16 protein-coding genes are annotated in these 21,539 nt (G+C 37.4%); 10 read left to right on the top strand and 6 right to left on the bottom strand.

Annotation, left to right across the window (positions count from 1 at the left end):
• The first annotated feature begins 286 nt into the window (after positions 1-286).
• The 7 genes from CLV62_RS07425 to CLV62_RS07395 all read left to right on the top strand — a co-directional run bounded on the left by CLV62_RS07425 (position 287) and on the right by CLV62_RS07395 (position 12,690).
• Positions 287-3,469, top strand: a complete 3,183-nt coding sequence (locus tag CLV62_RS07425) for a SusC/RagA family TonB-linked outer membrane protein (protein WP_110310157.1) — start codon at positions 287-289, stop codon at positions 3,467-3,469.
• A 19-nt stretch (positions 3,470-3,488) separates the two neighbouring features.
• Entirely contained in the window at positions 3,489-5,114 is a 1,626-nt protein-coding gene (locus CLV62_RS07420; protein ID WP_110310156.1) for a SusD/RagB family nutrient-binding outer membrane lipoprotein, read from the top strand.
• A gap of 283 nt (positions 5,115-5,397) precedes the next feature.
• Positions 5,398-7,386: a glucosamine-6-phosphate deaminase gene (locus CLV62_RS07415; protein WP_110310272.1), complete on the top strand. Its 1,989-nt coding sequence runs from the start codon at positions 5,398-5,400 to the stop codon at positions 7,384-7,386.
• Between the two features lie 173 nt (positions 7,387-7,559).
• A complete protein-coding gene (gene nagB, locus CLV62_RS07410; protein ID WP_110310155.1) occupies positions 7,560-8,375 on the top strand; it encodes a glucosamine-6-phosphate deaminase in 816 nt (271 codons plus the stop codon).
• A gap of 179 nt (positions 8,376-8,554) precedes the next feature.
• Positions 8,555-9,784 (top strand): peroxiredoxin family protein, encoded by a 1,230-nt coding sequence (locus tag CLV62_RS07405; protein ID WP_110310154.1) that lies wholly within the window; start codon positions 8,555-8,557, stop codon positions 9,782-9,784.
• 368 nt (positions 9,785-10,152) lie between these two features.
• Positions 10,153-11,418: a DUF2851 family protein gene (locus CLV62_RS07400; protein ID WP_110310153.1), complete on the top strand. Its 1,266-nt coding sequence runs from the start codon at positions 10,153-10,155 to the stop codon at positions 11,416-11,418.
• Positions 11,419-11,472: 54 nt separating this feature from the next.
• Positions 11,473-12,690 (top strand): DUF6051 family protein, encoded by a 1,218-nt coding sequence (locus CLV62_RS07395; RefSeq protein ID WP_110310152.1) that lies wholly within the window; start codon positions 11,473-11,475, stop codon positions 12,688-12,690.
• 50 nt (positions 12,691-12,740) lie between these two features.
• Here CLV62_RS07395 and CLV62_RS07390 read toward each other — a convergent pair whose 3' ends face one another.
• Genes CLV62_RS07390 through CLV62_RS07380 form a run of 3 tightly spaced genes read right to left on the bottom strand, consistent with a single transcriptional unit; the run spans position 12,741 to position 15,630 of the window.
• Positions 12,741-13,778 (bottom strand): S41 family peptidase, encoded by a 1,038-nt coding sequence (locus CLV62_RS07390; protein ID WP_110310151.1) that lies wholly within the window; start codon positions 13,776-13,778, stop codon positions 12,741-12,743.
• 34 nt (positions 13,779-13,812) lie between these two features.
• Entirely contained in the window at positions 13,813-15,111 is a 1,299-nt protein-coding gene (gene thrC / locus CLV62_RS07385) for a threonine synthase (protein WP_110310150.1), read from the bottom strand.
• 12 nt (positions 15,112-15,123) lie between these two features.
• Positions 15,124-15,630, bottom strand: a complete 507-nt coding sequence (locus CLV62_RS07380; protein ID WP_110310149.1) for a hypothetical protein — start codon at positions 15,628-15,630, stop codon at positions 15,124-15,126.
• A gap of 519 nt (positions 15,631-16,149) precedes the next feature.
• Between CLV62_RS07380 and CLV62_RS07375 the strand changes: the two genes are divergently transcribed.
• Positions 16,150-16,404, top strand: coding sequence for a hypothetical protein (locus CLV62_RS07375; RefSeq protein ID WP_110310148.1), 255 nt, complete (start codon positions 16,150-16,152; stop codon positions 16,402-16,404).
• 63 nt (positions 16,405-16,467) lie between these two features.
• On the opposite strand, the gene CLV62_RS07370 is transcribed toward CLV62_RS07375, so the two are convergent.
• Entirely contained in the window at positions 16,468-17,676 is a 1,209-nt protein-coding gene (locus CLV62_RS07370; RefSeq protein ID WP_110310147.1) for a cofactor-independent phosphoglycerate mutase, read from the bottom strand.
• Between the two features lie 246 nt (positions 17,677-17,922).
• Here CLV62_RS07370 and bcp point away from each other — a divergent pair, with 246 nt between their 5' ends.
• Together bcp and recA are read left to right on the top strand one after the other, a co-directional pair.
• Positions 17,923-18,411: a thioredoxin-dependent thiol peroxidase gene (gene bcp / locus CLV62_RS07365; RefSeq protein ID WP_110310146.1), complete on the top strand. Its 489-nt coding sequence runs from the start codon at positions 17,923-17,925 to the stop codon at positions 18,409-18,411.
• Positions 18,412-18,413: 2 nt separating this feature from the next.
• Complete coding sequence (gene recA, locus CLV62_RS07360) at positions 18,414-19,448, top strand: recombinase RecA (protein WP_110310145.1); 1,035 nt, start codon at positions 18,414-18,416, stop codon at positions 19,446-19,448.
• A gap of 63 nt (positions 19,449-19,511) precedes the next feature.
• On the opposite strand, the gene CLV62_RS07355 is transcribed toward recA, so the two are convergent.
• Both CLV62_RS07355 and CLV62_RS07350 read right to left on the bottom strand, forming a co-directional pair.
• Positions 19,512-20,279, bottom strand: coding sequence for a LytR/AlgR family response regulator transcription factor (locus CLV62_RS07355; protein WP_170120032.1), 768 nt, complete (start codon positions 20,277-20,279; stop codon positions 19,512-19,514).
• A gap of 107 nt (positions 20,280-20,386) precedes the next feature.
• Positions 20,387-21,181, bottom strand: coding sequence for a LiaF transmembrane domain-containing protein (locus tag CLV62_RS07350; RefSeq protein ID WP_110310143.1), 795 nt, complete (start codon positions 21,179-21,181; stop codon positions 20,387-20,389).
• Between the last annotated feature and the right edge of the window lie 358 nt (positions 21,182-21,539).

Here is a 21,539-nt window from a genome sequence, read left to right as displayed (position 1 = left end):
AAAGCAAAACAAAAGCGTCACAAAAACGCACATAATCGTCTCAAAAACAGATATATAAACCCAATACATCAACAATAAACAATGCCAATTCACCAGAATGTTAATTAACAGTTCTTTTTTTGTAATAGATGAGAACCTATATAGTTTTGTCTAATAAAATTAAATAGTCGTTAAATTAACCAGTAACACACAGTCAGAAATAACACATTAAACTACTAAATATAAACCAATTAATCAAATAACGGAAAAATCTCTAATTTATATATTTTCACTAAAAAGCGGCGTTATGGAAAACAGTAAGCACATTAGACAAACAAAAGTACCCAAAAGAAGAAGACTGGGTCTTCTCTCTCCTATTACCATGGTACTAATCATGCTATTATCGGGCATGACGGTAAAGGCACAGACAGGAGAAAAAATAACAGTATCGGGTATTGTAACAGATGGCAACGGAGAAACTCTAATCGGAGCAAGTGTAGTACAAAAAGGAACTACTAATGCTTCAATGACAGGATTAGACGGAGACTATAAACTGACAGTACCATCGAATGCTACACTTGTTGTTACTTATGTAGGGTTTAATCCTAAAGAAGTACAGGTAGGCGGTAGAACAAAACTCGACATCGTTGTATCGGAAGATACAAAACTGCTGGATGAAGTTGTAGTTACGGCACTGGGAATCAAAAGAGATAAAAAATCTCTGGGATATTCATTGGAGGAAGTTAAAGGCGATAGGTTAACTGAAACCAGAGACCCCAACATAACCAACGCACTTACCGGGAAAGTAGCAGGGCTACTGATAACACAATCAGGTACTGGACCTTCGGGATCGAGTAGAATCGTATTGCGGGGAAACAACTCTTTAGCCGGTAATAATCAACCGCTTATTGTAGTTGACGGTGTTCCCATCGATAGCTCAACCGGTGGAACTGATGATTTTTACGGTAACAAGAACGTGGACAGAGGTTCGGCTATGGCTGACATTTCTCCCGATGATGTAGAGTCAATGTCAATATTGAAAGGCCCTGCGGCAGCTGCATTATATGGATCAAGAGCCGGTAATGGTGTTATCATGATAACAACCAAAAAGGGAAGCTTTAATAAAGGTCTTGGGGTCAGCATTAATTCGAATTTGACTATTGACAACCCGATGCAATTACCTAAACTACAAAACAGCTACGGACAAGGAAGTGGTAATCTGTACGACTACAACAAACCAGCAAGCTGGGGTGCGAGAATGCAAGGACAAGATGTTGTAGATATGTTTGGGAATAAAATAAAATATACCCCGAGCAATAATAAAATAACAGACTTCCTACGCACAGGAAATACATGGACAAACAGTGTAGACTTGAGCAAGGGCAATGAAAATTCGACAGTTCGTTTGGGCGTATTAAATATGAAAAACGACAATGTTGTGCCAAATAGTGATTTCAGAAGAACATCTGCAACTTTAAGAGCCACAGCAAACCTTTCGAAAAAACTATCTTTCGACGCTAAAGTGTCATACATAAACCAAGAGACAAACAATAGAATAAAGCTGGCAGGAGATCCTGACAATATATTCTATAATTACCTGTTAATGCCTCGTTCAGTACATTTTAACGATCTGGCAAACACATACCCTAACTTTGCATATCCTGAAGGAACTCTAACTACTGCCCGTGTAGATCTTTCGGGAAAACCTGTTTCATGGACTCCTGAGTATTCTGCTAAAATAAGAAATCCATACTGGGCAGCCAACAAAAACACGAATATAGATAAACGCAACCGCTTTATCGGATTTGCATCTTTAAAATATGAATTTACCGATTGGTTAAATATTCAGGGACGTTATGGTATCGATTACCACAATTCGAAATTCGCCAATATACATGCGACAGGAACACCTTATTGGCAACAATCAGGGGATTATCTGATGCAAGATGACACTTTTTATGAAACAAATGCGGATTTCTTAATCACCATGAATAGAAGCTTAACGGAAAAGATAGGCTTGGTTGCAACAGCCGGTGGTAACATCATGTATCAAAGAAGCGATTACCTTAAAGCTGAAACCGGCGGACTAGGAATTCCTAATTGGTATACACTAAAGAACGGATTACAAAAAATTGCAGAGGATGGTTATTCTAAACAACAGATAAATTCTCTTTATGCGACGGCATCTTTCTCATATGACAACACGTTATATTTAGATTTGACTGCACGAAACGACTGGTCATCAATGTTAAATCCTAACAACTGGTCGTATTTCTATCCATCTGTAAGTGCTAGCTGGCTAATAACAGAGTCTCTAAACAAATGGGATGCAAAACCCTCTTTCTTAGATTATGCAAAACTGCGTGCTTCATGGGCAGATGTTGGTAATTCGGGAACACCTTATCAGTTGCTTGAAAAACGCGGCTATGGGGTAGAACAACTACAAAATGGAACACCTATTATCATATCTTCTCTTGAAAATGTTTTACGCTTTCAAGACTTAAAAGAAGAAAGAGTAAGATCATACGAAGTAGGGTTTGAAGCCAAAGCTTTCAATAACCGTGTTGGTTTAGATGTTGCTTTTTACAATAAAGAAGCAAGAAACCAAATTTTAAAGGCTGATGTTCCATCCTCTACCGGATACAAATACAAGATTATCAATGCAGGTAATGTAAGAAACAGGGGGATTGAGCTACTATTAAGCGGTGTTCCTGTGCAAACGAAAGATATTCAATGGAATGTTGATTTAAACTTCGCTAAGAACCAAAGCAAGATTCTTGAGTTGGATGACGAAATTACACAACAAATTCTGAGCGACGGCTCAATCAGCGACTTTTTAAAAATAGTAGCTCAAGTAGGAGGTAATTACGGAGACCTTTATGGAAAGCCATATATGAAAAAAGACGGTCAGATATTGGTCAACTCAAGCGGGCTACCTATTGCAGACCCTAATTTTGTAAAAATGGGTAACTTCAATCCAGACTGGATGGGTGGTATCGTAAATAATATAAGAGTGAAAAATGTAAGTTTCATGTTTCAAATCGACATGAGATACGGAGGTGATGTATATATGGGTTCTATAAGAGAAGGTATGTCTGCCGGAACATTGGAAGAAACATTAGCCAATCGCGAAGAAGGCTTTATTGTAAATGGCGTTTTTGCTGATGGAACACCCAACAACAAACCTGTTTTAGCAGAACAATATTGGTCGGCATTAGCAGGCATTTCAGAACCTTGGATTTATGATGCAACAAATGTGAGACTTCGTGAAGCAAGCATAGGCTATACATTCCCCAAGAGTATACTTAGAAAAACGCCTTTGCAAAGTGCAAAATTGAGTCTTGTCGGAAGAAACCTATGGATGATATACAGCAAAACAAAAGGCTTTGACCCTGAAGCCGGTTACTCGACAGGTAATGCACAAGGACTGGAATTCGGTTCAATGCCAACACTTCGCAGCCTCGGATTCAATGTAAACATTTCGTTCTAATCACTAAAATGCAACTAAAATGAAGATCAAATATAAATTATATACAGCAATACTAGGTATGGGATTATTATTCTCAGCCTGTACTGATGGATTTGAAAATATAAACAAAGAATATCTGCCCGATCTGGATCCGGCTGAATCAGACCTTGTATTCGCACTGAAATCGGGATCAACCTATGCAGGAGCACACTTGCATCAACGTATCAAAAATATAAATATCGATTGCTTCTCTCAATATTTTGAGAATGGCGCTATAAACCGTACATGGGCACCTAACGACGGCTACAATATCGATTATTGGTCAGATCATTATAGATGGCTATTGCATGCCAACTCTTCAATAGAAGGCACTAAAGACAGTCCTGAGAAAATAAACCTAAACTCTGTGGCTAGAATATGGCGTACATATATGCAATCACAGTTTCTAGATTTTTTCGGACCTGCACCAATGCCTACGACCAAAGGTGAGAACTCGGCTTACATAGAACTTAAAGATCAATATACATTCTTCTTTAAAGAACTATCGGAAGCATCGGCAGCCATAAATACAGATAAAGGATTTGTATCCAAATCGACTCAAGATATTATCTTTCAGGGAGACCTGGGTAAATGGCAACGCTTTGCTAACTCGTTACACCTAAGATTAGCAATTAAACTATCGGAGATAGACCCCACCCTATGTGCTCAAGAAGTAACTAATGCAGCAAAAGCCAAAGGTGGGTTGATGATAGCCAATAGCGACAATGCAAAAGGACCGATTATGAGTAATGGCTTATGGGGACAACAATATAACTATTTCATGTACCAACAAAGCTGGGGAAGTAAAGAAGTTATGACCACAACTATGGAAAAAATATTTACCAACCTTGGAGGAATTGCATTTAACGAAGAAGCTAAAAAAGCTCCGGCTAAATTAGATCCTCGCGGCACTAAATACTTCGCACCATCAGTGAAAGGTTTATGGCAGGGAATCCCTCCAGGATTGAATGCTAGTGAAACAGCTACCGACAAGCCTCTATTAGACAGTATGGCTGTTGATTATGCATATCTGAGCCCGGTATGGATTGTGAAAAACAACACAAAACCAATTGACTTACTTATGTATACTGAAGTTTGCTTTTTGATGGCAGAAGCAAACGAGCGTGGCTTTGTAGCATCAGGGAGTGCCGAAGAATGGTATAATAAAGGTGTTACTGCATCAATGGAAGCATGGGGTGTAGCAGCAGCGGATATTACAACCTACCTTAAATCGGCAGACAAAAACGGATGGGGGACATCTGCGGCATATGGTGATGCAGCAGGAAATGGAAATACCAAGCTGGAGAAGATAATAACTCAAAAGTATATAGCTAATTTCCCCGATGTAGCACTGGAAGCATGGAATGACAAGAGAAGATTGAATCTTCCTGCATTTGTTACTCCAAGATACACGAGCCCTGCTGCGGGAACATACCCACTTGATAAAAATATTCAAAACCCTAATAACTTCATTAGCCGTATGGCATATCCTCAACAGGAAGTTTTTGTAAACAAGGATAAGTATGAGGCAGGAGTTGCTCTCTTAGGAGCAGGAGGAGACAAAACATCAACCCCTTTATGGTGGGCTTCTAAAAGAAGCAATTATTGCACCTCTAATGTTAATTAACTTTTAGAAAAACACATATCAATCACGAAAAAGTGCAAAGTTTAACAACTTTGCACTTTTTATTTATCATAAAAGAATTTACAACAAAGCGCTCTGAGCCTTTATTCAAGAAAGAAATACACTGAACTTCTTTACCAGAAGGAAGATATCTGAAAAACAAACTACCTCAAAATTTAATCGTTAAAAGAAAAATAGCACCATTTGAACGAATATTTTGAACATTAAAATGACTATCTTTGTTAATCATGGTTCAATCTTAAATAAAACCGAAATAAAAAAAGATATGAAAACAGACTTAAGCTCTCAGATTACCTTAGAACGGATACCTCAGCGATACTACCATCCGACTAATGCATTTGAGCAAACCGCTTTGACGCGCTATGAAAAAATTGACACCCAAATCTACGAGTCATCAAAAGCAGCATCTAATTATGTTGCACGAAAGATTGGCGAAGAGATTAGAAGAAAGCAAGAAACGAAAGAGTATTATGTACTGGCTCTTCCCGGAGGACATTCACCACAAACCATTTATCAGGAACTGGTAAGATTGCACAAGGAGGAAAAACTAAGTTTCCAAAATGTTGTGATTTTTAGTGTATATGAATATTACCCTCTTCAAAAAGGATCGGACAGCAACCTACAATTATTAAAGGATCTTCTTTTAGATCACGTTGATATAGACTGGACTAAAGTATTCTCACCTGATGGTGAAGTTGCAAAAGACCAACTTTTCTCACATTGCAAATCTTATGAAGATAAGATTCAGAGCTTTGGAGGAATAGATCATTTACTACTTGGCTTAGGTAGAGGTGGAAACATCGGGGTGAATATCCCCGGATCGAACATCAACTCTCAAACCCGCCTCATTTTACTTGACAATCAATCACGCAAAGAAGCAACCAATACATTCGGATCGTTAGATAAGGTTCCCGAAAGTGCTATAACAATGGGCATCTCAACCATGCTAAAGGCGAAGAAAATTACCTTGATTGCTTGGGGCGAAGATAAGGCTCATAGTGTAAAAGATGTAGTGGAAGGCAAGAAGAGTGATGCAATACCGGCTTCGTGGTTACAAAGCCACTCTAATGTAAAAATATTTACAGATCTCAATTCGGCTTACGACCTTACAAGAATAAGCAAACCCTGGTTGGTTACAAGTTGTGATTGGACAAATCAACTAATTCGCCGTGCAATCGTTTGGCTATGTTTCGAGGTTGACAAACCAATTCTTAAGCTGACAAACAAAGATTATCAGAATAACAGTCTTGGTGAACTGTTGGCATTATATGGTTCTGCCTATAATGTGAACATCAAGGTATTCAACGACCTTCAACATACTATCACAGGATGGCCCGGAGGAAAACCGAATGCGGATGACACAAATCGTCCGGAGAGAGCGACTCCATATCCAAAACGTGTGATTATTTTCAGCCCTCACCCCGACGATGATGTTATTTCGATGGGAGGTACATTCCAACGTTTGGTAAATCAACACCACGATGTACATGTGGCTTATCAAACTTCCGGTAATATAGCCGTAGGTGACGAAGAAGTGATTCGCTATGCGTCTCTTATGGAGAATGTTCGTGCTAAGTATAGCCCTGATGATACTATTTTAAAAGAAGAGTTGGCAAAGGTTCTTAACTTCTTAATGAAGGAAAAGAAAGCCGGAGACGAGGATACTGCGGATGTATTATTCATGAAAGGACGTATCCGTCGTGAAGAAGCTACTGCCGGATGCCGCTTTGTAGGAATTAAGGATTCGAAAATCAAATTCCTCGACCTTCCTTTCTACGAAACAGGTAAGGTGAAGAAAAACCCGATATCGGAAGCTGATATAAAGATTGTTAAAGAATACTTACAGCTTATCAAACCACACCAAGTATTTGTTGCCGGAGATTTAGCCGATCCTCACGGAACGCACAAAGTATGTCTTGATGCAATTCTTGCCGCTGTTGATGAATTGAAAAACGAAAAAACAGCATGGCTGAACGACTGCCGTTTCTGGATGTATCGTGGAGCTTGGGCTGAGTGGGAAATTGACTTTATTGAAATGGCAGTTCCGATCTCTCCTGAAGAGTTACGTTCAAAACGTCTATCTATCCTTAAACATCAATCTCAGATGGAAAGTGCTCCTTTCTTAGGAAATGACGAGCGTCTGTTCTGGCAACGTTCCGAGGACAGAAATCATGCTACGGCTGAGTTATATCGCAGACTGGGCCTAGCATCTTACGAAGCTATTGAAGCATTCGTGGAATACAAGCCTCTTTAACTCAAAAATAATCAGAAAAGAAGATAGGCTTTAACAAGGCCTATCTTTCTTTGTCAGTAAAAAAGATTAAATGTCGTATTTCAGAGTCATAACTATTAGTTGCCTTTGTACTTACCAAAGCAATAAAAGGTATGAGACCTTAATATGAAAAACCATAATAAACACTATACAACATGAGATTAATTATTCAGTCAGATTTTAGCAACCTGTCAAAATGGGCGGCAAATTATGTTGCAGCAAAAATAAATGCAGCAAAACCAACGGCAGACAAACCTTTTGTGTTAGGATTACCTACCGGCTCGTCTCCGCTTGGGATGTATAAAAGCCTTATTGAATTAAATAAAAAAGGAATTGTTTCGTTCGAAAATATAATCACATTCAATATGGATGAATATGTGGGATTAGCACAAAACCATCCGCAAAGCTATTACACATTTATGTGGGATAATTTTTTCAACTATGTGAATATCAAAAAAGAAAACGTAAATATTCTGAATGGTAATGTAGCCGATCTTGACGAAGAGTGTGCAGCATACGAAGCGAAGATGAAAGCAGTGGGAGGAGTCGATCTGTTCTTGGGAGGTATCGGACCCGACGGGCATATCGCATTCAACGAACCCGGATCGTCACTATCTTCGAGAACCCGTGTAAAAACATTGACAAAGGATACCATTATTGCGAACTCCAGATTCTTTGACAACGATATTAATAAAGTTCCAAAGACCTCTGTAACTGTAGGTGTAGGAACGATACTAGATGCAAAAGAAGTACTAATCATGGTAAATGGTCACAACAAGGCAAGAGCATTGGCTCAAGCTGTGGAGGGATGTATCAATCAAATGTGGACTATTACAGCATTGCAACTTCACGAGAAAGCAATCATTGTATGTGATGAAGCCGCAACCGAAGAGCTAAAAGTGGGAACCTACAGGTACTTCAAGGATATAGAAGGTGAAAACCTTAATCCGGACTCCCTACTTCGCAAATAAAAACATTAACAAGGTCCGAGATATTAAAATAAGGAGTAACCTTTTTATAATATATCTACAGAAAAGCAGTTCTAAATAGTATAGGACTGCTTTTTCAGTAAATACCATACTTGTGGGATTTTATTTTACAAATTTCAATCCTATATTTGCCCTCTACAAAATGTACAAAATAGATAACAATGAAGAAATATTTAATACTAGGGCTATCAGCCGCAATAGGATTAGCATCCTGTAAAAATGACAAGCAAGAAACTCAAAAATTAAAAGACGGAAAATGGCATGCTGAATTCAGTGCGAAAGATGGCAATATTCCATTTTCATTTGAAGTAGAAAAAGGCAGTTCGGACAGCTTAGCCATTGTCACCTTAATAAACGGAGCGGAACGTGTTCCTCTTGATGGTATAACATACAGAGGCGATAGTGTATTTATTCCGATTAAAGCATACGACACAGAACTTAAAGGACAAATAAAAGGAGACACAATTACCGGATTATTCAGCCGGTTGTTCTCGGAAAATGATAAAGGCATCGAATTCAAAGCTGTATACGGTGACACTCCGCGCTTCTCAACGGAAGGCACTTCTGCCGATTCGTTGGATGGAAAATGGGATATTCAATTCATTACCGAAACCGAGACTAAAAACAATGTTGGTATATTCAGCCAGAAAGACGGTATCCTTACGGGGTCTATCTTAACTAATTCGGGCGATTTCCGTTATCTGGAAGGGGTATCCGACAAGAGCGGATTCAGACTTTCGGCTTTTGCCGGATTAAGCCCTTATCTTATTCAAGGTAAATTCATTGATAAAAACAACTTCGAGGGTGAATTTATTACAGCAAGAGGTAGTCAGAAAATCAAAGGAATACGCAACGCAAACGCCCGTTTAGCCGATCCTTATGGTCTTACTCAATTGAAAAAGGGATACAACTCTATTGACTTGAAATTAAAAGACCTGAAAGGTAATGAAGTTTCTCTAAGTGATCCAAGGTTTAAAGACAAAGTAGTTATCATTTCCGTATTAGGTAGCTGGTGCCCAAACTGTTTGGATGAAGCTGAATTTCTAGCTCCTTGGTATAAAGAGAATAAAGACAGAGGTGTAGAAATAGTAGGTCTTGCTTTTGAACGGAAAGATGATCCTGAATATGTACAAAAAGTTTTATCTAATTTAGTGAATAAATACGGTATTACTTATGATGTCCTGTTTGGAGGAAAGATAGCTGATTCGGAGAAAGTGTTAGCTGCATTAGATGGAGGTTTGAAAAGCTATCCGACAACTATATTTATTGATAAAAAAGGTGTCGTAAGAAAAATCCATACAGGCTTTAACGGACCTGCTACAGGATTATTCTATGACGAATTTAAAGCCGATTTCAACAAACTTGTAGATGAATTACTTGCTGAAAAGTAATCTTATTAGAATGTGAATTCGAGATAGGCATTAGAACAAAAATAATTAAGCCTGGTTTTCAAAATAAGCTTTGAAGACCAGGCTTTTAAATTAAAAAAACATGCTATAATTTCGGAAATAAGACTTGCTATAAAGTTACTGAAGTACCTGTGTCCATTATATGTCACTATGCATTTATTGCGTATTTTCATTGTATTAAACTCACGATAGACATGATCTTCTTACAAATATTTGCGGAATGATAAAAAATATAAAGAAGAAGGAATATATTATGTGCTGCTACCTAATTAGAATATATATTTCCTATTTTTATGGATGCAAAACATATTGATACTTAATCTGAATATTTTCTTGATACCAATTTACAAATGGAACAACTATTGCACTATGTATGGAAACATCGGCTTTTTCAACCAAATCTAAAAACAACAGATGGAATTCCGATCGAAATATTAGATGTAGGCTTACATAACACAGATGAAGGGCCTGATTTTTTTAATGCAAAGGTAAAGGTTGGAGAAAGAGTTTGGATTGGTAATATCGAAATACACAGATCTTCGGACGAATGGTTTAAACATCGGCATGATCAAAATAAAATATATAATTCGGTAATATTGCATGTTGTAGAATTTGCTACCAAAGAAGTATATAATGAGGCTAAGCTTGCTATACCCCAGTGTGAGATACAATACCCCAAACATATAAAAGATAATATTGAGTTTTTACTAAATTCGGATGTCGCACTGCCCTGCTGTAACTACCTGAAAGAATTTCCTGCCATACATTTACAAGGATGGCTTAATGCATTATTAATGGAGCGTCTGGAGCGAAAATCAAATGATATACAGAAATTACTGGGAACATTTAATAATTCATGGGCAGATGTGTTTTATGTCCTGCTATCAAGGTCTATGGGGTTTGGGCTTAATTCAGATGCTTTTCAAAGGTTGGCTCTGAGCTTGCCATTACATTATATCTTAAAGCAAGGAGATAATCCGTTACAAATAGAAGCATTGCTCTTAGGACAAGCAGGAATGTTGGACGAACTAATTATTTCTGATGAATATACGCAGAGGCTTCAACAAGAATATAATTTTCTAAAGAATAAGTATTCACTTACACCTTTGGATAAAGAGATATTCAGAAAGTTGAGGGTACGTCCAACAAGTGCTCCACACATTAGACTGGCACAGTTAGCCGGTTTATTATTAAATATACAAGGACTATTTTCAAAGGTACTCGAATGTAAAGATTTGGGACAAATACGTTTGCTTCTTCATATAAATGCTTCTGAGTATTGGCAGACCCATTATCAACTGGGAGAAGAATCTCCTCGTAAGAATAAATATATTGGGGATGCATCGTTGGATGTAATGATTATAAATGCGGTAGTTCCGATCGTTTTTGCATATGGGAGAAGAATTAATGATGAATCTTATGTAGACAGAGCTTTAAATTTCTTAGATTTGATAAAACCTGAATCCAATTCAATTGTCAAGCAATTTGCATTATATGGAGTAAGATCGAGAAGTGCTTATGATACTCAGGCATTGATACAATTGAAAAGAGAATATTGTGAAAAAAGGAAATGTTTGTATTGCAGAATAGGATATCGGCTTTTATCTGAAAAATAAATGAATAGGCCTGAGTCCTTAATTATTTGTTTTACTGTACTAAATAGAAAGAAAATGGAATATTGTGATTTGTATAAGCATTTGAAAAATATAGAATGCTACGAAGCTAATGAGATTAATATCGATGAAAATACGGTATTGAGAAATTACAATTTTGAATCTAAATACCGTTTTATTTTACCCGGTGGATCGGGGAATAACGATGATTATGAATACATTCCTTTAGGATCTGAGCACGGATATGAGCCGGATATTATTCAAGAGATGCTGAACAAAAAGGATGCGGAAATCTTGGAAAATATCAAATTTCGTTATCATGTAATAGCTCCGAAGAATACCCCCAGAGTGAAGGGAATATTATTTATGTTTCATGGGTTTAATGAGAAACATTGGGCTAAATACCTTCCCTGGGCAAAATACATTGTAGAAAAGACAGGTAAAGCGGTAGTCTTATTTCCGATTGCATTTCATATGAACAGAGCTCCGGCTGCATGGAGCGATATGCGTGAAATGTATTCTATCAGCGAGCAACGCAAGCATCGGCATCCCGATGTTATCGGATCAAGTTTATCGAATGTGGCAATCAGTACCCGATTGCATAACAAGCCTCAGAGGTTTATATGGTCGGGATTACAAACCTATTATGATGTAATCGATTTAATTGAAGATATCAAAACCAATAACCATCCGAATATAGATCCGGAGGCTTCCATTGATGTATTCTCTTATTCGATAGGCAGTTTCCTATCTGAAATCTTAATGATGACCAATAAAAACGATTATTTCTCCAAATCGAGATTTATATCATTTTGCGGAGGAGCAGTGTTTAACAGATTGTCCCCTGTATCCAAATTCATCTTAGACAGTGAAGCCAACGTAAGCCTTTATTCGTATGTCGTAGAGCATCTGGAGAGCCATATGAAACGTGATGAAGTACTGAGACACTACTTAGGAGGAACTCACCCCGAAGGGGTCAACTTCAGAAGTATGCTTAATTATAAAACGCTTACCAAATATAGGGAAAGTAAATTCAGAGAAATGAGCGATCGTATCTATGCTATTACTTTAAGGGAAGATACGGTAGTTCCTGCATATGAGGTTATAAATACATTGCAGGGAGTTAATCGTGATATTCCCATCAAAGTGGATATATTGGGTTTTCCTTATAAATACAAGCACGAAGACCCATTCCCTGCATTACAAGGAATAAAAAAAGAGGTGACCGAGCAGTTTAAAAGGACATTCGATTTAGTATGTGAATTCTTGAAATAAAATAAAAACCGGCAGAATCGTTATTCTGCCGGTTCTTATTTTATAGTTTTTTACTCCTCCAATATACCCTTAGTAAAATTTATCCATTCCGCTTCGGGAATTTCGGAGTCAATATAGAAATCGGGTTGTAATCCGATATCATCTACCATGAAATCGGGAATCCGCTTGCTTTTACTCATTGCATAAGACAGGTAAAATTTCTCGTCAGGCGAAAAAGTATATGTCATATTGGATATATCTATTGCTCCTCTGGTGGTTTTACCGAATAGTTTCACTTTCCAACTTTGTTTTGCATAGATAAGAAACTGCTCATCCGAACTCACATTCCCTCCGTCTATGAGGATAGCGACACGTTGTGGATAAGGGAGTATATTATCGAACTTTATAACAGATGTTTTGTCACTTGTTTCAACAGCGATAAACTTTTTATCGTTTTCTCTCAATAATTTTGCAACATTATTAAGGCTGGGGTTGTTGGTCATTTCGGCATATTGCTCAAAGCCTTTAGCATTTAATTCGCTGCCTTTAAACTCAAGACCTACTTGCCTAATCGGGTTAGTATATAAGAGAGGTAATAATTTCCAAAAGCTGGCATCACTACCACCCGAACCGTTACGAATATCGATGATAAGGTTAGGGGTAACACCAATCATATCTTTATTGACTTTGATTATACTGTCGATAGCTACCTTATTCTTATATTCAAATGAAGGAATTCGCAGATAGAGTGTTTTGTCGCTCAATCTATCGAGATGCAATACTTTATCGTCAAAGTTACTCCGGGATGGTTTCCGGTTCGGTTTATCCTTCACCCCGAACCCTACATGTCCTTTACGGAAATAATACAGCCATTCACACACCAAATTGACAAATTCGTCATCATTAGCTACATTTGGCACTCTACTTTTAATGCCCTGCGTGAAGTCATCGTAATCTTTTTTCCCTTTTTTATCAACAATGTATTGAAACCCTGCATCGTTTTGGCTGAATGTTTCGATCACCCACTCCAGTGTTTGTGCATAGTTGCTTTGTGCATTTATACTCAAAAAGGAAACGAAAAATAAAACCGAGATAATTGCTTTTTTCATAGATAGTGTATCAGATTATTATTGGTCACTCTCGTTATTGAAGCATAGTGTATTTAAAATCGTTATAATCATTCTGCAATTGAATGCTTTTCTTTTCTCCCTTCATAAAGGCTTGTAACGCAGAAGGCACTTCTATCTTTTTATCCAGAATAGATTCTACGGTTTCTAAAAATTTAGCAGGGTGGGCTGTTTCCAAAAATACGCCAACCTCATCTTTCTCGAGATAATCAGCTAAAGCCTGATATGCACATGCACCATGCGGATCCAGTAAATAACCTGTTTTTTGGTAGGTTTCCTTTACTACGTCTTTAATTGTATTGTCATCATACCATTCACCTGAAATATCTTTCTTTATTTCAGATAGAGAATGATTATACAAATCCAATATACGGGCAAAGTTGCTCGGATCACCTACATCCATAGCATTAGCGATGGTTTGTACGGATGGGCGGGGATTGTATTTCCCCGTTTGCAGATATTCGTAAAATATATCATTACTATTGTTGGCAGCAATAAAGCGTTTGACAGGTAACCCCATTCGTTTAGCGATAAGTCCCGCAGTGAGATTTCCAAAATTTCCACTGGGAACACTTACTACCACATTATCTGCCTTATTTATTTTCTTCAACTGTGCATATGCGTGGAAATAATAAAAAGCCTGAGGAAGAAAACGAGCGACGTTAATGGAGTTAGCAGAAGTCAGGTTCAGCTTTTTGTTTAAATCGTCGTCCATAAACGCTGTCTTAACCAATGCCTGACAATCATCGAATGTTCCGTCTATTTCGAGAGCTGTAATATTTTGTCCGAGAGTGGTAAACTGACATTCCTGAATATTACTGACTTTCCCTTTAGGATACAGAACATATACATGAATACCGTCTACACCCAGAAAGCCATTTGCAACGGCACTTCCTGTGTCTCCCGAAGTAGCAACCAATACCTTCACATCACTCTGTCCTTGCTTCTTGATGAAGTAAGCTAACAAACGAGCCATAAAGCGGGCACCCACATCTTTAAACGCCAATGTAGGACCATGATACAACTCTAAGCTATAGATGTTATCATTAACATGTACCAAAGGTGTATCGAAATTTAAAGTATCGTATACAATCTGTTTTAAAGTATCGGCTTCTATATCGTCACCAAAGAAAGCATCTGCAACAGCATAGGCTATTTCCTGAAAACCAAGTGTATCTATTTTATCAAAAAACGACTCAGGCAGTTGCTTAATTTTTTCGGGCATAAACAAACCTTTGTCGGAAGCTAACCCTTTTACCACAGCTTCCTGTAATGTGGCTTCTTGTGCTTGTTTATTTGTACTGTAATATTTCATATTGTATTTACTTTATTCTTGAAAAAATCTATAATCAAGAGAATATTTCTCCATCATTTTTTGTAAATATTCATTTAATGAAGGCGAAAGCCCTTTGGGCATATTTACCCCTCCTTTATATTTCACGGGGTCTGCCTCTTTAATTCTTAATACTGATTGCAATCGGTTACAATCCATACATACCTCAATTACATTTACAGTCTTATTCTCTTTCAGAAAATAAATACATAAATGAGGAATCCAACAGATAGAAGCAATTCCCTTATAAGACGATTTATCAACTAATAAGTCATAGAGGCTTCTCCCTTCTTCGATCGTCAAAAATGCTTTATGCTTAAATTGCAAAGTGTCTACCTCCACACCTAATTTTTGAAAATCAAAATTAATATGGTCAACTACAGAGCCACCATAGGAGATTATTAAAACCTGATCAAACTTAGTTCCTTTAAAATCCGCTTGTCCGAATATGTTTACTACCCAGCATAGTAAGAGAATAAGGAAGAAGAGCCGTTTTACCATTTACTTATTAAATAATGTATTTATTAATTCATGATCAAAAAAGTGACAATCATGTTTCATCAGTTACAAAAAGGACTCAAAGGTGACAGCTAAGTGTTACTTTTGGCTTTTCACCAAACAGCAGACAATGAGAAATTTACATTTAAAAAAGTAACAAAAGTGACAAAAGTAACACTTTTTGTTTGTCTTTTTTTCTCATTATTTACTGTTGCTTTTTTTCCGTATAGGGACAAATACATAGTTCATACGCTTATTTACTTGTATCTGATCCTTATAGATAAAACAATTTAACTGCTGAATCTGAATCAGTAGTTCAGTTGTTAGTGAAAATGCTCTTTTAAGATCTTTATTTCCTACGCACAATCACAGATTGCTTGTGTTCCTTTTGCCTAAAGCCGCAAAAGGAACCAAAAAGTCTTTGCCGACCACTTACGGGTGTGATCCGTTATCAACTTGCCGTCGGAATAAAATAAGCCGTCCTATCGGACTCTTTACATTTTATTCTTAACGACTGCTTCGTTGAACGGATGCCTCACCCCCGAAGTAAACGTCGGCTTTGCTTACGCCCGTCAGGCTCTTCGACCTTGCCGGTTGCATGGGGCACCCGATGTGGGAGGAAAGCGTAAAAAACAAAAAGAAATCAGTGTCAAACGTATTTTTTTGTTTTCGCTTTCGGAGCACGTATCGGGTCAGGCAAAAGGCACAGTCTTGATCTTTTGTTTCGTTTTGCATCAAGGCAAAATGAAAGACAAACCCGATAGGGTGCGTCAGTAAAAAAAAGAGCGTTTAGTAGAGACAATCCAACTACTGATTCGTATAACTTATTATCAAGTCACTTTACTTGCTAAATAATGTATCCATAAATTCATGACCTACCAAGATACCAAAATCCCCTTTGGCTGACTCAAACTCGTCATATACCTGTACGCTGTCTGCATCGCCATCCGATCTGTATATAAGGAATGGCACAGGCTTATTGGTATGTGTACGCAAATGACATGGAGTAGGATGATCGGGTAATATGGCAATAGTGATCGGTTCATCCCAATCTTTAGTAGCCTCATAAATAGTTTTTACTACTCGTGAATCAAGATATTCTATCGTTTTTGTCTTCAGCTCAAAATCTCCCTCATGACCTGCTTCGTCACTGGCTTCGATATGAAGATATACAAAGTCATCATTTTTGAGGGCATCGATGGCAGCTTGTGCTTTGCCTTCGTAATTAGTATCATACAATCCCGTTGCACCTTCTACATGTATAAGCTTCAACCCTGCATATTTACCGATACCCATAATCAGATCGACAGCCGATATTACCGAACCGCTTTTTATGCCGTAAAGCTCCTGCAAGGTCTGCATTTCAGGTCTATAGCCGGGCGACCAGGGCCAGATGCTGTTAGCAGGGTCTTTACCTTCTGCGATACGTTTTTTATTTACAGGATGATCTTTCAGTAATTCCTGAGATTTTAGGATAAGATTGTTGAGGTATGTTGCCGTTTCCTGAGCGTCCGGAGTTGTCGCTTTTATAAGTACATCTTCGAAGGGTGTACCAATAACATCATGAGGAGCTGTACAGTCGAGATTCTTGTTTCCTCCTTTTATCTTCAATAGGTGACGATAAGATACTCCCGGATAAAAACTAGCAATATCATCACCTAATTCTTTCTCCAGAAACCGGATTAGTTCGGCTGCTTCCTCCGTTGAAATATGTCCGGCAGAATGGTTTTTTATTTTACAATTTTCAATGCAGATAACATTACATCTCATAGCCATTTCTCCGGGTGCAATGTCTACATCCATACTTGCAGCCTCCAATGATCCGCGTCCTTCGAATACGAGCGGAACATTATATCCCAAAACCGATAGATTGGCAATTTCACTACCGGGTTTAAATCCCGTAGGTATCGTATCTAATAATCCGCTTTTTCCCTTTGCTGCAAGTAAATCGATGTACGGTTTATGTGCAGCTTGTAACGGAGTTTTATTACCCAAAGCTTCGATAGGCTCATCGGCCATTCCGTCTCCTAAAATTATAATTGTCTTCATACCTTAAGTGAAATTGTAATTCTCTTATTTGAGAGTCCTTAAATATTGGTCTCTGTTTTTACTAAAACACTAAATTATACAAAATATTTAAAAAGAGACTGCTTTTATGTTTTATTGTCACTCCTTTTCAACTAAAAGGTGTCAATAAGAAAATACGAGGCTTCCTTTAAAAGAGTGATATAAGAAAAATATTTTCAGTCGAAAGAATTAAATCTTATCTTTGGTTTCAAAATAAATCAAGAAAATATGGCTCTAGCAATCGGCGATAAAATACCTGAGGTTTTAGGTACGGATCAGGCAGGAAATGAAGTGAAAACGAGTGACTTTAAAGGTCGTAAATTTATCTTGTATTTCTACCCAAAAGACAATACCCCCGGATGTACAGCCGAAGCCTGTAATTTCAGAGATAACTTCTATGAATTGCGTCAGGCAGGCTACGAAATTGTAGGGGTGAGTGTGGACGATGAGAAATCGCATACTAAGTTTATAGAAAAATATGAGCTTCCCTTCCGTTTGGTTTCGGACAAAGACAAAGTATTAGTCGAAGAGTTTGGAATATGGACCGAAAAAACGTTAGCCGGAAAGAAATATATGGGTACCTTGCGTTCTACATTTCTTATAGACGAAAATGGAGTCATAGAACACACTTTTAGTCCTAAAGACATCAAGGCTAAAGAGCACGCCGAACAAATATTAGATTGGTTGACTGAGCTAAAAAACAAAAACAAAAAATAATAATGGCTGAAGAAAAAGAAAAAGCGAAAAAACAAGATGCTGCTGCACCTAACAGCGATAAGCTAAAGGCTTTACAGGCAGCAATGGATAAGATTGAGAAGAGCTATGGCAAAGGCTCAATCATGAAATTAGGCGATGAGAAAATAGAGGATATCGCTGTTATACCAACAGGTTCTATCGGTTTGAATGCTGCACTGGGCGTAGGAGGTTTCCCTCGCGGACGTGTTATCGAAATATACGGCCCCGAATCGTCAGGTAAAACAACACTGGCAATTCATGCTATTGCCGAAGCTCAAAAAGCGGGTGGTATAGCTGCATTTGTGGATGCAGAACATGCTTTTGACCGCTTCTATGCTGAGAAATTAGGTGTCGATATTGGCAATCTATTGATTTCTCAACCCGATAGTGGTGAGCAAGCTCTAGAAATTGCCGAGCAATTGATCAGATCATCAGCTATCGATATCGTCGTGATTGACTCGGTTGCAGCTCTTACTCCAAAAGCTGAACTTGAAGGAGATATGGGTGATTCTAAAATGGGTCTTCAAGCTCGTTTAATGTCACAAGCTCTTCGTAAGTTAACAGGAGCGATCAATAAAACAAATACAACTTGTATATTTATCAATCAGTTGCGAGATAAGATCGGCGTGATGTTTGGTAATCCCGAAACTACGACAGGTGGTAATGCGTTGAAGTTTTATGCATCGGTTCGTATTGATATTCGTCGTATCGGTCAATTGAAAGATGGCGAAGATGTAAAAGGGAATCAAACTCGTGTGAAGGTTGTAAAGAATAAAGTTGCACCTCCATTCCGCAAGGCTGAATTCGATATCATGTATGGTGAAGGTATTTCACGTGCAGGAGAAATTGTTGATTTAGGTGCTGATTTGGGTATCATCAAAAAAAGTGGGTCTTGGTACAGTTATAATGAAACCAAACTGGGACAAGGTCGCGAGGCTGCTAAAGATATGATGAGAGATAATCCTGAATTGGCTGATGAACTCGAACAATTGATTTTTGCTGCATTAAAAGCAAAATAAAGGTCGCAGACCTTTTTGTTATAAAGAACTAATTATTAGATATACATATCTAATAATTAGTTCTTATAGGTTTAATACTTTTTTCAACTCTTTGTATCCTGCAAGGCTCATCTTTACTTGCAAATTATTGTGGAGTTTTAATACTTGGTTCTGTTTTTCGTACAGTTCTATCCGTTGAATGTAGTCTATGTTTATGATATTGGAACGGTGTACTCTCACAAATTTATTCTTTGGTAGATGATCTGCAAAATATTTCATCGTTTGCTCTTTCAGGTATTTCCCTTTAGAGGTAAAGATCATTACATAGTCACCTTCTGCCTGAATAGATATAATCTCATTAATAAATATCAGATCGATCTTTTGACCATTCTTTACAGCAACATGTTCTAAAAGCTCATCTTCTGGAGCTTTTTCAGCTGTGACTGTTTCTTCGTGAGATTCAAGATTTAATATCTCTTCTGATTCTACTTCTATATTTACATCTTCGCCCTGTTCCTGCTCCTTAATAAAAACGGATCTATATAATGATATAAGCAATCCATACACAAGTAGAGCTATAAGTATACGTATGGGTATGGTTGGAAAAAAGAAATTTATTGTGCCCTCAGGTAATAATATATTAAGAACTAAAAGACTTATACCTACCCAGCAAAGAACAAACAGGACGGCTAATGCTCCATAATTAATTATCTGCTGAGTCATGGGTAATGATTTATGATTGGCATATCTAAAAACCTCTTTCAACAGAAAGCTCAATGTAGCTAACAGCAATCCACACACAATACCATCCAGAAAGAGATAGGACGCAGGTAAAGAGATTAAGGGAGTCATTACTGCAACCGTCAAGATTAAAGTAATAATTGCGATAATTAATAAGAGAATCAAAAAACTTAAACGATTATTATTCATATCTAAAAAGATAAAATCTCAGACCTTATTTAGTTTCTTATTTCGATACTTCCAAAGAGGCAAGAAGCTTTCATGTTTAAAAAGATATTATCTTCATTAGTTGGTATGTCTATTATTACTCTTTTGTCCTGAATATCTCCAAACATGACACTCGATTTCAGATTTATTTGCCATTCGCCAGGGACATAAATAATCACTGAGCCGAACATTGCGTTTACTTCCAGATTATTATTCTTATTCAAACCGCTTACTTTACGCAGATCAAGTTTAATTTCACCGAAAGCACAGTTTACTTCCCCTCCCCGAAAGTTAGATGAAAATACGATTTGCTCGCTGCCATTAAACAGTACCGATTTGTCTATACAATCGTCTACGGTTTGATTTGTTCCTGAAAAGTCTTTATTCGTATCCGAATCCGATTTTTCAGAACACCGGTATTTTTGTTTCTGACAGACACCGAAGTCATTTTTTTTGAATAAGAATAAAATCCCTCCAATGATTAATAATACAGGCCAGCAATCTTCTGCCTTAAGCAGTGTTCCATTGAACAAATCGGGGAAAGATTGACCTACAACAGGTAATATAAAGAATGTCCCAACGGATATTAATATTATTCCACTCGTAAGTTGACGGTTACATAAAAAGGAAATACCCAATACTACCAGAAGCATTTGCCATGATATTAATATGGGTTTGTATACGGCGGGTATAAATCCCATATTGAAAGAAAGCAGAAGCACACCTGTTAATACGAGCAGAATGGCGAAACTTATTTTTGATCCCGACCCATTATTACGGTTGTCTATTTTTAATTCATTTTTCATAATTGTAATTTTTATTTGTAACAAATGTAGCTGTATAATATATTACAAGAAACATAATTTCGATGAAACAAGTATTTTTGTCGATAAAGCAGCCTTTCGTTATCAGGAAGATAATAGATATTTATTATTAATGCGAATCAGTAGTTGAACTTTTCCGCTGATTTGTTTAGTTAAAATGTTTATAATCAATAAAATAAGCGATTGATCATTTGCTCAATCTCTTGAAAATCATTAACTTAAAAGAATAATCCCCATTATTTTTCAGTTATGATTCCCAAGAAGAAAGAGCTTAAACTGATAAAGATTTATATGTATATCTGTGATTTATACGATTCAGAGTTAAAGTATTACTGTCAAA

Origin of the sequence: Indolivaga alginatilytica, assembly GCF_003201355.1 — a bacterium.
Taxonomy (GTDB): Bacteria; Bacteroidota; Bacteroidia; order Bacteroidales; family Dysgonomonadaceae; genus Dysgonomonas_A; species Dysgonomonas_A alginatilytica.
The sequence above is the reverse complement of the archived record's forward strand: the minus strand, read 5'-3'. Positions and strand labels throughout refer to the sequence as shown.